The 12,844-nt window shown below is 61.1% G+C and carries 13 protein-coding genes; 3 read left to right on the plus strand and 10 right to left on the minus strand.

The window, feature by feature from the left end; translation table 11 throughout:
- Window positions 1–28: 28 nt before the first annotated feature.
- Window positions 29–355: a heat shock protein HspQ gene (gene hspQ, locus FD715_RS10860; RefSeq protein ID WP_039685373.1), complete on the minus strand. Its 327-nt coding sequence runs from the start codon at window positions 353–355 to the stop codon at window positions 29–31.
- Between the two features lie 85 nt (window positions 356–440).
- Between hspQ and FD715_RS10865 the strand changes: the two genes are divergently transcribed.
- Both FD715_RS10865 and FD715_RS10870 read left to right on the plus strand, forming a co-directional pair.
- Entirely contained in the window at window positions 441–1,322 is an 882-nt protein-coding gene (locus FD715_RS10865; protein WP_147109478.1) for an AEC family transporter, read from the plus strand.
- A 70-nt stretch (window positions 1,323–1,392) separates the two neighbouring features.
- Complete coding sequence (locus FD715_RS10870) at window positions 1,393–1,968, plus strand: lytic transglycosylase (protein WP_147109481.1); 576 nt, start codon at window positions 1,393–1,395, stop codon at window positions 1,966–1,968.
- A gap of 3 nt (window positions 1,969–1,971) precedes the next feature.
- Here FD715_RS10870 and FD715_RS10875 read toward each other — a convergent pair whose 3' ends face one another.
- The 4 genes from FD715_RS10875 to FD715_RS10890 form a co-directional block, all read right to left on the minus strand.
- The gene (locus tag FD715_RS10875; RefSeq protein ID WP_147109482.1) at window positions 1,972–2,565 is read right to left on the minus strand and encodes an outer membrane lipoprotein carrier protein LolA; all 594 of its coding nucleotides are present in this window, start codon (window positions 2,563–2,565) and stop codon (window positions 1,972–1,974) included.
- Between the two features lie 98 nt (window positions 2,566–2,663).
- Window positions 2,664–5,525 carry a DNA translocase FtsK gene (locus FD715_RS10880; protein WP_147109484.1) on the minus strand — a complete coding sequence of 954 codons (2,862 nt, stop codon included), beginning with the start codon at window positions 5,523–5,525 and terminating at the stop codon, window positions 2,664–2,666.
- 17 nt (window positions 5,526–5,542) lie between these two features.
- Window positions 5,543–6,721 (minus strand): aminotransferase class I/II-fold pyridoxal phosphate-dependent enzyme, encoded by a 1,179-nt coding sequence (locus FD715_RS10885; protein ID WP_147109486.1) that lies wholly within the window; start codon window positions 6,719–6,721, stop codon window positions 5,543–5,545.
- A 213-nt stretch (window positions 6,722–6,934) separates the two neighbouring features.
- Complete coding sequence (locus FD715_RS10890; RefSeq protein ID WP_147109488.1) at window positions 6,935–8,263, minus strand: amidase; 1,329 nt, start codon at window positions 8,261–8,263, stop codon at window positions 6,935–6,937.
- An 83-nt stretch (window positions 8,264–8,346) separates the two neighbouring features.
- On the opposite strand from FD715_RS10890, the gene FD715_RS10895 reads away from it, so the two are divergent.
- Window positions 8,347–9,573, plus strand: coding sequence for an FAD-dependent monooxygenase (locus FD715_RS10895; RefSeq protein WP_223274831.1), 1,227 nt, complete (start codon window positions 8,347–8,349; stop codon window positions 9,571–9,573).
- Between the two features lie 40 nt (window positions 9,574–9,613).
- Here FD715_RS10895 and FD715_RS10900 read toward each other — a convergent pair whose 3' ends face one another.
- From FD715_RS10900 to FD715_RS10920, 5 genes are read right to left on the minus strand one after another with little or no spacing between them, the layout of a single operon-like run.
- Window positions 9,614–9,790: a Trm112 family protein gene (locus FD715_RS10900; RefSeq protein ID WP_147109492.1), complete on the minus strand. Its 177-nt coding sequence runs from the start codon at window positions 9,788–9,790 to the stop codon at window positions 9,614–9,616.
- Complete coding sequence (locus FD715_RS10905; RefSeq protein WP_147109494.1) at window positions 9,787–10,428, minus strand: LON peptidase substrate-binding domain-containing protein; 642 nt, start codon at window positions 10,426–10,428, stop codon at window positions 9,787–9,789. The genes FD715_RS10900 and FD715_RS10905 overlap by 4 nt, the downstream gene beginning before the upstream one ends.
- Before the next feature lie 27 nt (window positions 10,429–10,455).
- A complete protein-coding gene (locus tag FD715_RS10910) occupies window positions 10,456–11,373 on the minus strand; it encodes a co-chaperone YbbN (protein WP_147109496.1) in 918 nt (305 codons plus the stop codon).
- Window positions 11,374–11,408: 35 nt separating this feature from the next.
- Window positions 11,409–11,885, minus strand: coding sequence for a GNAT family N-acetyltransferase (locus FD715_RS10915; RefSeq protein WP_147109498.1), 477 nt, complete (start codon window positions 11,883–11,885; stop codon window positions 11,409–11,411).
- Window positions 11,882–12,670: an exodeoxyribonuclease III gene (locus FD715_RS10920; protein WP_147109500.1), complete on the minus strand. Its 789-nt coding sequence runs from the start codon at window positions 12,668–12,670 to the stop codon at window positions 11,882–11,884. The genes FD715_RS10915 and FD715_RS10920 overlap by 4 nt, the downstream gene beginning before the upstream one ends.
- Window positions 12,671–12,844: the final 174 nt, after the last annotated feature.

Consider the following 12,844-nt stretch of genomic DNA (forward strand, 5'->3'; position numbering starts at 1 on the left):
AAGACGGAGGCATCCTCCGCCCCGCACGTCAGTTCAACTGAAAATGCAGGGGATAAGCGCCGTCTTCGAACGGGCCGAAAAGATCCGGAATGTCCGGGTGGTCCACGGGCTCACCAGAATAGTCAGCGACAAGGTTCTGCTCGGACACATAGGCCACGTAGTAGCTTTGGTCGTTTTCAGCCAACAGGTGATAGAACGGCTGCGCCTTTTTCGGGCGGCTGTCTTCGGGAATCGCCTCGTACCACTCTTCGGTATTGGCAAATTCGGGGTCGACATCAAAAATCACGCCGCGAAACGGATGCTTTTTGTGGCGGACCACTTGGCCCAAATGATATTTAGCGCGTGTTCTCAGCATAGCGTTGCGCCCCCTAACGTCCGTGACTACACGGTGCAAGGGATACTTGTCCAATAATTGAGCACAAAATCGCTGGAAACAGTCTGTGAACCTTGCCTTAACAGTCGTGCAGATCGTTGCCCCAGTGTTCATGTTGGCCGGTATTGGTTTTGCATGGGTGAAGGCAGGGTTCGAATACCGTATCCAGTTTGTCACGCAGCTGGCCATGACGCTGTCACTGCCCTGCCTGATCTTCGTGTCGCTAATGCAGACCGAAATCGACCCGGGCGCGCTGGCCGCGCTTTCCATGGCATCGGTGGTGGCCTATGGCGCGGTGACGCTGGTGATCCTCGCATTGGTGCGCCTTATGCGGCTCGATATGTCGACCTACGGGGCACCGCTGATCTTTGGCAACACGGGCAACCTTGGCCTGCCGCTGGCGCTTTTCGCGTTTGGCGACATCGGGCTTAGCTACGCCATCATCGTTTTTGCGATCATGGCGCTGTGGTCCTACACCTTCGGCATCTGGCTCGTCGCCGGAGCGGGCTCCTTCGGCAAGGTTTTGCGCGAACCCTTGGTCTGGGGCACGATTTTGGGCGCGCTGTTCTTATGGCAGGGCTGGGAAACGCCGACCTTCCTGACAAACGCGCTGGACCTCGTGGGCCAGATGGCGATCCCCATGATGTTGATCACCCTTGGCGTCGCCGTGGCGCGCCTTTCGGCCAAAGGGCTGCTGCACGCGGCCGCCCTTTCAGGGCTTAAATTGCTGCTGTGCACAGGGATTGCCTGGGGTGTCGGCCAATTTTTCACCCTCGATCCAGTTGCCTTTGGCGTGCTGGTTCTACAGGTCGCCACACCCGTCGCTGTCACATCCTACCTTCTAGCCGAGAAATACGGCGCGCAATCGGACAAGGTTGCGGGACTGGTCGTGGCTTCGACACTGATGTCGGTGGCGGCCCTGCCCCTGATCCTCGCCCTTGTGCTGTGACAAATCGTGATTTCCACAGGCGCCAAAATCCGCTAAACTGCGAAAAAACATAAAAAAGCGAGTGAGGCAGATGAGCAGACTCTTTCGCGCTTTGGCATTGGTTCTTTTGGCTGCCAGCTGTGGTGGCGGGTCGGGTACGGCCCCCAACCGGCTGGACAACGCCTGTTCCATTGTCAGCGAGCGCCCCCAATACCTTCGCGCCTTTCGGGCGGTTGAGCGCAAGTATGGCGTGCCTGTGCATGTCCAGATGGCGACGATCTATCAGGAAAGCAAATTCATTTCGGATGCGCGACCACCCTACCGCTATGCGGCGGGCGTGATCCCGACAGGCCGCATTTCCAGCGCCTTTGGCTACAGCCAGGCCCTGGATGGCACATGGGGCGAATACCTGGATCAGACCGGAAACCGCCGCGCCCGCAGGGATCGCATCCGCGACGCCACGGACTTTATGGGCTGGTATATGGCCGAAACGAACCGCCGTCTGGGCATTCCGCTGACCGACACGCGCAACCAATATCTGGCCTATCACGAGGGGCGCACGGGCTATTCCCGCGGGTCTTATCGCAACAAAGCTTGGTTGATGCGTGTCGCAGGCGAGGTGGACCAACGTTCGGCCATGTACGCGGCGCAGCTTCGGTCCTGCTAAGCGCTAGTCCCGCGAGCGTTTCGGTTGATCAAACAGGCGGTTTGAAAGCGTGCCGCCTGTTTGCAACTCACCCAAGACAACTGTCGTCTGACCACCACCGCTGTCATTCACAACCCACTGGCGCAACTGCACCGGGTTGCCAGTGAACTTCATCTGGATGTTGCCATATTCCGGGTGCTCCGGATCCTGCGCCGTCACGATGGTGGCCGTGCCGTCGAAGTCATGACCGACCACCATGTTCGCCTGACCCAAGTTCACGTTCCGTGCCAAGATCAGCGACAGCGGCGTACGACGCAATGGATAGGTCTCTGGCGCTTGGTTCGATTTTGAATCAACGATGAAGACCGCGTTGGCACTCGCTACGAGCAGCGACTCGTTCGGTGGATTGTATTCAAACCGCATCCGACCCGGTCGCTTGATGTAGATGTTGCCGGTGTCCACGCTGCCGTCATCATTAATTTGCGTGAACGTACCCTGTGCCGTCTGCAGGTCATTCAAATAGCTCGAAATCGTATTCAGCGGCAGCTTGTCCGCCCACGCGGCCTGTGCCGTCACAACTGCAATGGCCACAGCCGCCATCCGGGTCCAAAGGGTCATACCGCTCACCTTTCATGGTCTGGTCTTGACCCAGATATAGGCCGCGACCGTGTGTTATGCGATATCAACCCTTTGTGACGGCGGGCGGTTCCCGCCGATCACTGTTCGGGCACGAGGATCTCGCGCTTGCCCACGTGGTTGGCCGACGACACGACGCCCTCGTCCTCCATCTGCTCCACCAACCGCGCGGCTTTGTTGTAGCCAATGGCCAGTTTCCGCTGGATGTAGGATGTCGAACACTTGCGGTCCTTGATCACAATGGCCACCGCCTGATCATAAAGCGCATCTTCGCCATCTGTGTTGCCCCCGAGGCCCAGAACAGCATCGATGTTGCTTTCCTTGTCCTCATCCGGCCCATCAACAACGCCCGACACGTAATCCGGCGCGCCAAAGGCCTTGAGGTGGTTCACGATCTCTTCGACCTCTTCGTCGCTCACGAACGGGCCATGGCAACGGGTGATCTTCGCCCCGCCCGCCATGTACAGCATGTCACCCATGCCTAGGAGCTGTTCGGCCCCCATCTCACCCAGAATGGTGCGCGAGTCGATTTTCGAGGTCACCTGGAAGGAAATTCGCGTCGGGAAGTTCGCTTTGATCGTGCCGGTGATCACATCAACCGAGGGCCGCTGCGTCGCCATGATCAGGTGGATCCCCGACGCCCGCGCCATCTGCGCCAGACGCTGAATGCACGCCTCAATCTCCTTGCCCGCAACCATCATCAGGTCGGCCATCTCATCCACGATGACCACGATGTAGGGCATCGCCTCGGGCGCGAATTCCTCGGTCTCGAATACGGGTTCACCCGTCTCGTCATCAAATCCGGTCTGAACGGTGCGTGTGAACATCTCGTCTTTGGCCAGCGCCTCTTTCACCCGGCCATTGTAGCCGTCGATATTGCGCACGCCCATCTTGGACATCTTGCGATAGCGCTCTTCCATCTCGCCCACGACCCATTTCAAGGCGACAACCGCCTTCTTCGGATCGGTCACAACGGGGGAGAGCAGGTGCGGGATGCCGTCATAGACACTAAGTTCCAGCATCTTCGGGTCGATCATGATCAACCGACACTCCTCGGGCGTCAGCTTGTAAAGCAGCGACAGGATCATCGTGTTGATCGCCACCGACTTACCGGAACCGGTGGTCCCCGCGATCAGCAGGTGGGGCATCTTGGCCAGGTTCGCCACGACCGGGTCGCCCCCAATGTCCTTGCCCAAAGCCAGCGGCAGCTTCTGATTGCCATCGCCAAAATCCCGGCTGGCGAGGATCTCGCGCAGCACAACTTTTTCCCGGTTCTCATTCGGCAGTTCGATCCCGATCACCGACCGGCCTGGCACGGTTGACACACGTGCCGACAGGGCCGCCATGGACCGGGCAATATCATCGGCCAACCCAATGACACGGCTCGCTTTCAAACCAGGCGCAGGCTCCAATTCGTACATGGTGACGACAGGGCCCGGGCGGACCGAAACGATCTCGCCCTTCACACCGTAGTCATCCAGCACATTTTCCAGCATCCGCGCGTTCTCCTCCAACGCCTCATCGCTCAGATGATGGCGCTGCACCGCACTGGGGCTTTCCAGGAGGTTGAGAGGCGGCAGTTCGAAACCCGGATGCGTGTCCTCGAATTTCAGCTTCGGCTGCGCTTCAAGCTGGGCGCGGGTGCTGGGCTGCACGGCCTTGCGCGTAGGCTGTTGCACGATCTGGCGCGGCTCGGCCACGGGAATGACGGGTGCAGATGGCACCGGCTCGGACATCGGCACATCCAGCTGCTCGGGCGCCTCGTCAACGACGGGCATATAATCATCAACCGGCGCATGGGCCGCCGTCAAAGGCGGCTCAGCCCGCACAACCGCGGGCCCGGTCAGGGGCGGCTCAGGCGGTAAAGCATGTTGCGACGCAGTGTTCAGAACCAGCGGATCCGGTCCTCGGCCCCGTCCTTTGGTCAGTGGTGCCACGCTTTCGGCCTGCAGCGCGGGGTTCGACCGCACCCGCGCCTTGATCACATCCGCGATCTTCGACTTGATCCGTGCATCACCGGGCCCCTCGCCCACATCCACATCGCTATAGGTCTCGATCAACTCCTGCTCCGGCATCTCATCCGGCACCGGCTCTGACCTCTTGATCAACGTCGGCATCCGCGACAGCAGGCTCTGCCGCGCAGGCGCGTCGTACTCGTCGTTATAGTCATAGCCCTGCACATCCGGCACGGCCGCGGCATACGCCTCAGCTTCGGCCGCCTCCGCCTCGCGTGCGGCACGACGCAGCGCCTGACGCTCCTGCATGCTGCGCGCCGCCTGAACGGCCCCGCTCGCACTGCGCCCCAAGACGGTCATCAGCAGCGCATAGGCCATCACCAGCCCAACCAGCATGAACCGCGCCAGCCGCGCAATCTCAAACCGGGTAAAGCCCAGCACGAAGGCACCGAACACAACAATGCCAATACCCATCAGCAGCGACATCAACTTGACGGCAAAGCTCGACGCAAGAGGCAGCACAGTCAGGATAAAGGCCATAACAGTATCACCAAAGAGCCCGCCCAGACCGAACCCATGCGTCGACAGCCACACGTCGCCCGGCTGCAGCGTCGCGGCATAGATCGACCCAAACGCAATCGCGATGGGGGCAAAGATCAGACGACCCAGTGCCCGTTCGGTCCCAAGATGCAGGCCAAAGCGGACACCCCAGGCCATCAGCACAATGGCGATGCCAAACACACCCCAGCCCCCGATCATGAACAGCGGCGCGGCAATGGATGCACCGGTCCGACCCAGCCAGTTCTGCACCGGCGCGTCGGTCGAAGCCATCCAGTTCGGATCATCGGGGCTGTAGCTCAGCATCATCGCCGCCGCCATCAGGCCCGCGATCAACAGGCCGATGCCCACCAACTCGCGGCCACGCTTTTCAAGCGCCACCTGCATCCCCTGATCAAAAAGCGGATCCCGCCGTGTCTGATATGCCATGCTCGCCTCGTCTTTTCTTATGTGGCGTAAAGCACGTCGCGAATGGCCGTCAGACCCCGCTCCGTCTCTGCCTTTGGGGCCACCAGTGCGGCCCTGATAAACTCATGTCCGGGGTTCATCCCGTCGATCTCTCGCGCCAGATAGGCGCCCGGCAGCACCCGCACGCCGGTTTCTGTCCACAGCTTCAGCGCCGCAGCTTCGCCGTCACCTACCGGCAGCCACAAAAAGAACCCGGCCTCCGGCGACATATACCCCGGCACGTGGCCCAGAATACGGTCGGCCATCTCGTATTTCTCGTGATACTGCGCCCGGTTCTGGATGACGTGTTCCTCATCCGCCCAAACCGCCGCCGCCGCGTGCTGCAAGGGCGTGGGCAAGGGCGTGCCCGCATAGGTCCGCAACTGCTTGGCCTCGCGGATCGTCGCAGGACCACCGACAATGAACCCCGAGCGCAAGCCCGGAAGGTTCGACCGCTTCGACAGCGAGTGAAAGGCCACAACCCGTTCGGGATCCGCATCACCGATGCACTCCAACACACCCATGGGCGGCACATCGCGATAAATCTCGGAATAGCACTCATCGGCAAAGACCTGGAAATCATACCGCTCTGCCAGCGCGATCAAATCCTGCCAATAGTCCTTGCCCGCCACAGCCCCCTGCGGGTTCGCGGGTGAACACATGTAACAGGCCACCGTCCGGTTCAAAATCGCCGGATCGACCGACGCATAGTCAGGCAAATGCCCCGTCTCAGCCGTCGCGGGCACCAACACAGGCTCAGCTCCCGCCGAAATCGCGGCCAGCATGTAAACTTGGTAAAACGGGTTTGGCATCAGCACGATCGGCTGTTGCCCATTCTTCACCTCGGGGCAAAGCGCCATGCCGGCATTGTACAACCCCTCGCGTGTCCCGTTCAGCGGCATCACATTGTCATCAGCATCCATCGCCACGCCATAGCGGCGGCCCAGCCAGTCACAAAACGCCTGCCTCAGTTCCGGCAACCCTTCATTCGGCGGGTAGTTGTTGAACCCGGCGGCGTGCTCCGTGATCACATCCGTGACCCACGCTGGAAAGGCATGTTTCGGCTCACCAATGGTCATATGCACCACATCGCCGCCCGGCTCGAGATGGTCGAGCAACGCGCGCAGACGCGGAAACGCATAAGCCGGAAGGTTCGAAAACCGCTCGGGAAACTTCATCAAACTGCCTCAGGTTCGGGATCATTTGCGCCCCGTTTGGACCAAGGATACCCCAACCGCGACTCCCCCGTCCAGAGAAACCCGGCCAAACGACCAACTTGTGGCAATTCCGCCAATTAACTCTTCTTCTGACCGTAAATACCATGGGGAGATCGAGGGGCAGCGCCCCTCGTCAGCAAAAATAAATCGTGTCGCCGCCAGGCGTCCTTCGGATCAGCTCAACGCCTCTTCCGCCGCTGCGCCCAGGCGCAACAGCGCCTCTTCCCCGTCCCGAAATCCCATCAGCATAATTCCGCAACTCGGCACACCGGTGGGGAGGGTCAACGCACAAATCCCCATCAAATTGCCCACCCTTGTATTGCGCAGGGCCAGCAGGTTCTCGGTTTTGTAGTACTCACTGTCACTGTTCAACCGATCCAGGTTCGGCGGCAAAATCGGCGCGGATGGCGCCAGCACCGCGTCGTAGGGCGCCACGGCCATATCCCAGGCCTGCCGCACCGCGTCCAACTTGGCCCAAGCCGCATTGTAGTCCGGCGCGCTGAACTCCTTACCCAACCGGAACCGCTGCAAAATCTCGGCATACATCGCCTCCGGCTCCGCCTCGATCACGTCACGCCACAAGCCATAAACCTCACCCGGCATCAGCGGCCCGGCCTGCGCCATCGCCTCTTCAAGTTCCGGCACCTCCAACGGCTCCACCACCGCACCGGCGGCACACAGCCGCTCAACGGCGCTGTCAAAGGCCGCCCGCGGCGCATCCCGGATGTCATCCAGCACGACCGTTTTCAGCACCGCAAACCGCCGCCCCTTCAGCGACGCGCCGCGCAAATCACCGGAGACGCGCCCTTCCATCGCCGCCATCAGCAGCGCCGCATCCTCAACGGTCCGGGTCAAAGGCCCCACGGTATCAAACTTCAACGACAGCGGCACGCACCCTTCCAACGACAGCCGCCCATGGGTCGTTTTCAAGCCAACCAAATCGTTCCAGGCCGAAGGAATACGCACAGACCCACCAGTATCCGACCCGATGGCCGCAGGCGCCAATCCAAAGGCCACCGATGCCGCCGCGCCCGAAGAGGACCCACCCGGAACAGCATCCGCGTCATTCACACATGGCGGCGTTGCAGTCGACGGATTGTACCCCAGTCCCGAAAATGCCAGCTCACTCATATGGGTCTTGCCCAGGCACACCAGTCCCGCCGCCGTCGCATTCTGCACCACTACCGCATCCCGATCAGGCACACGACCGGTCAGCAGCTTTGACCCGGCCTCCGTGCCATCACCAGCCGTATCGAACAGATCCTTCCAACTAATCGGCACCCCATCCAGAACGGACAGGCGCCGCCCCGCCTTCGCCCGTTCAGACGCAGCGCGCGCCTCGGCCATCGCCCGATCCTTGGTCAACCGGGCATAGACGCGATCCCGCAACGCATGCCCTTCAATCCGCTCGAAAAACGCCTCGGCCAGATCAACCGGATTCACCTCACCCGCCCCAATGGCGCGGCCCAAATCCGCAGCGCTCTTGCCCAACCAGTCCTGCATACCTGACCTCCGACCTGTTGCCCGAAACGGTAGCGACGTCGCAGCGCATGGACAATCCCACGCGCCCGGCCATATTGCGCCACATGACCCATGACAGCGATATTCTGATTGTCGGCGGCGGGCTTTCCGGCCCGATCCTCGCCCTTGCCCTCGCCCAGACAGGGCACTCCGTCACGGTCATCGACGCGCTTAGCGAAAAAGTGCGCAAGAACGCCGCCTTCGACGGACGCAGCTACGCGGTCGCGCTGACCTCGCAACGCCTTCTCGAAGGGATCGGTGTCTGGAACGACATCGCCGACCACAGCCAGCCTATGCTGGAGATCAAGGTGTCGGACGGGCGTGCGGGCGAAGGGCCATCGCCCTTTTTCATGCACTTCGACCATGCCGAGATCGAGGAAGGGCCGATGGGCTACATGGTCCAAGACCGGCATATCCGCCGCGCCCTGCTCGACGCCATGGAAGCGACCAAAGGCATCACGCATCTCGCGGGCGAAACGGTCACGACCCAAGACATCACGCCGGGCGCGGTTACGATCACGCTCGGCACCGACAAGGGCCTCACAGGCAAACTGCTGATCGGCGCCGATGGACGCGGCAGCGGCACTGCAACCCGCGCCGGAATCAAGCGCACCGGCTGGGGCTACGGCCAGACCGCGCTGGTCTGCGCCATCGCGCATGAAAGGCCGCACCACAGCATCGCCCACCAGTTCTTCATGCCACCGGGTCCGCTGGCGATCCTGCCTCTGCCCGGCAATGTTTCTTCGATTGTCTGGAGCGAAACAGACGAGAACGCCAAACGGTTCAACGTGCTGTCCGACGACGATTACCTGACCATGCTCCGCCCGCGCTTCGGCGACTTTTTGGGCGATATCAGCCTCGCGGGCAAACGGTTCACCTACCCACTGTCGCTGTCCCTTGCCCAAACCATCGCCGCCAACCGTTTGGCATTGATCGGCGATGCAGCACACGGCGTCCACCCCATCGCTGGTCAGGGCCTGAACGCAGGCATGCGCGACATCGCGGCGTTGGCAGAGGTGATCACCGACGCCACCCGCCGGGGCGAAGACATTGGCAGCATCGCTGTGCTCAAGCGCTACGAGGAATGGCGCCGCTTCGACAACACCGCACTCGCGATGGCGACCGACGGCTTCAACCGTCTGTTTTCAAACGATAACTCTCTGATCCGTGGCATACGGGATGTCGGCATGGGCGTCGTCAACGCTCTACCAGGCCTGCGCCGCAGCTTCATCCGCGAGGCTGCCGGCCTCACCGGCGATCTGCCACGGCTGATGCAGGGCCAACGCCTCTGACGGACAATCGTAAGGCGGAGGGGACCTCCGCTCCACGCCATCAATCCAGCTTGCGCGCTTCGTCTTCCAGCATCACGGGGATGCCATTGCGGATGGGGTAAGCAAGGTTGGCCGCCTCCGACACAAGCTCTTGCTTGTCAGCGTCATAGCGCAAGGTTGTCTGGGTCAGTGGGCAAATCAGCGCCTCCAGCATGCGCCGATCAATTTCTACGCTCATTGCATCAATTCCCCTTCGCCACCACGCAACGCGAACTCGATCAAAGTGACCAAAGTCTCGCGACGGGTACTCAGCGACGGGGCTTCAAGCAAGGCCTGTTTGTCCTCGGGGTCAAAGTCCAGCATCATCGACAGCGAGTTGATCAGCAACTCGTCATCCGCTTCCTTCAACGTGTCCCAATCCGCCGACAGTGACTGCGCAGCGAAGTAGCGACCCAGCAGGTCGAGGAACAATGGACGATCAAAGGTCGGGTCCTCCTCGGTCCGGCCCTGATCGCGATCAAATCCGCCCCAGGACACTTCGCAGCGGCGGTAAGGCGTGAATCCATCCACCTCGGTTTGCACACGAAAGCGGGAAATGCCTGTAAGAGTGATCAGATACCGGTTGTCCTCGGTTTCCGAAAATTGCGTCACGCGCCCTGCGCAGCCGATGGTGTGCAGCCCGTTGCCCTTGCGACCCTCGACCTCGTTCGGTTGCACCATCCCGATCAGGCGACCGGGCGTTTTCAACGCATCGTCCAGCATCTGCAAATAGCGCGGCTCAAAGATGTGCAGCGGCAGCCGCGCACGCGGCAAAAGCAGCGCTCCCGGCAACGGAAAAACCGGGATCACTCCGGGAAGGTCAGCCACTTTGATCATGCAGTGTCAGCTAGCCCGCAAAGCGGCTCAGGCAAATATCATCGACGACAGTTTGCGCCGCCCGTTCAGCACCACCGGATCGTTCGGTTTCAGCGCGTCGAAAATGGTGAAAAGCTGCTCTTTCGCAGCCCCATCGTTCCATTCCCGGTCGCGGCGGAAAATCTCCAGCAACTCGTTCACAGCACTTTCGGCATCACCGCTTGCATGCAGCGCCTGCGCCAGATCAAACCGGGCTTGCAGGTTGCCATCATCCGCCTCAACCGCGGCACGCAACTCTGCTACGGGGCCTGCATCCGCGGCCTGCCGGGCGAGTTGCAATTGAGCATGCGCGGCTTCCAATTCCGCGCTCTCGGAAATCTCAGCCGGTGCACCGTTCAGGATCGCCTCCGCCTGATCCAGATCTTCCATCGCAATATGCGCGCGGACAAGTCCACCATACGCACCTGCATGGTTCGGATCTTCACCCAAGATCGCTGCAAAGGTCTGCGCCGCATCCACAGCAGCACCTTCAGCCAACATTTCTTCGGCCGCGGCCACGGCATCGTTCAGCGTGTCGCCGGGCGCTTCGCCGCCCGCCGCCTTGATCACCCGTTCGATGAACGCCGTCAGTTCAGAGCCCGGCAACGCACCCTGAAACCCGTCCACCGGTTGCCCCTTGAAAAACGCATAGACGGTCGGGATAGACTGGATCTGCAACTGGCCCGCGATCATCTGAGCCTCGTCCACGTTGATCTTGATCATCTTGACCGCGCCCTTCGCGGCCTTCACTGCATCTTCGAGCATCGGACCAAGTGTTTTACATGGGCCGCACCACGGCGCCCAGAAGTCGACAATGATGGGAACGGTCTGCGACGCTTCGATCACATCCTGCGTGAAGGTCGCTTCGGATCCGTCCTTGATCAGGTCGGCATCGGCGGGTCCGGCGGACAGTCCCAAATCCATCATATCGGCATTCCTTTGGTGGGGCGGCAGATGGCGCTTTATATGGACCTCAATCCGCCCGGTGCCAAGTCACTAAGGTCAATCTGCATCAGCGGCAGCATGCGCCCCGCGATGGCCTCGGACAGCACGCAGCCAATCTCGTGCGCACCCATGCGTTGATAAAAAGGCACGGCGCCCGGATCAGCCTCGATCTCTATCCGCATTGCGTCCTGGGCAAGTGCGGTTTCGATAGCCCATTGCACCAACGCACGGCCAACGCCCTTGCCCATGCCCTCGGGCGCGACAAAGAGCTTGTCGATCTCAGCAACCCCGCCATCCACGACCAGCTTGCAAAGACCTTGCGGCCCGTCCAAGTCAAAGACGACAAGCTGCCCGCTCTCGACATCTTCGGCGGACACTTGCAGCACCACACGCGCTGCGGCCATGAAATCCTCGTCATACCCCCACACCGCCTTCGACCGGTGCATCAGATCAGTGAGCAGACCAAGTTCATCAATCCGCGCGGATCGGATCACAGGTCAAAAGTCGCAAAGACAGGGGCATGATCGCTCGGCTTCTCCCAGCCCCGTGCATCCCTGAGGATACGGCTGGAATGCGCCGCGTTCGAGATGTCCGGCGTGGCCCACACATGATCGAGACGGCGGCCCTTGTCGGCAGCATCCCAATCCTTGGCCCTGTAGGACCACCAGCTGTAAAGCTGCCCCTCCGGAATATCGGCGCGGGTCACGTCAACCCAACCCCCCGCGTCCTGCGTCTCGGCCAGATGCTCAACCTCAATCGGTGTGTGGCTGACGACTTTCAGGAGTTGCTTGTGGGACCACACATCATCCTCACGCGGGGCAATGTTCAGGTCTCCAACGAGGACCGACTTCTCGGGCTTCTCCCCATGAAACCAGTCGCGCATGTCAGTGAGGTAGTCGAGCTTCTGCCCGAATTTCTCATTCTTCTCGCGGTCCGGCACATCGCCCCCCGCGGGGACGTAGAAGTTGTGGACGGTGACGCCGTTCTCAAGCTGCCCCGCGATGTGGCGCGCGTGGCCCAGACCCGCAAAATCCTGCGCGCCCGCTTCGACCATGGGGATCTTCGACAGGATCGCGACGCCGTTGTAGCCCTTGTCCCCGCGAGCGACCATGTGGGTGTATCCCAGCGCCTCGAACCCCTCGCGCGGGATCTTGTCAACGGGGCTTTTGCACTCTTGCAGGCAGAGGACGTCGGGCGCTTCTTCCTGCAAAAGCTTGAGGACGATGGGTTCGCGGAGGCGGACGGAATTGATATTCCACGTGGCGAGGGTGAAGGACATGCGGGGACGCTCCGGCTCGGAAATTTGGAGCAGAGTAGACGTGTCCCGGCGTGGTCTCCACCCGGAAAATGCGATTTGTCCCCGCGGGGACACGCTGTTCGGCGGGGTCACGAATTATCAATGGAACTCTGAGTTTTCCGAGACATCAGTCGCTTAGGCCAACGCGCGGTACGG

This window comes from Tateyamaria sp. syn59 (assembly GCF_007995245.1).
In the GTDB taxonomy this organism is placed as follows: Bacteria; Pseudomonadota; Alphaproteobacteria; order Rhodobacterales; family Rhodobacteraceae; genus Tateyamaria.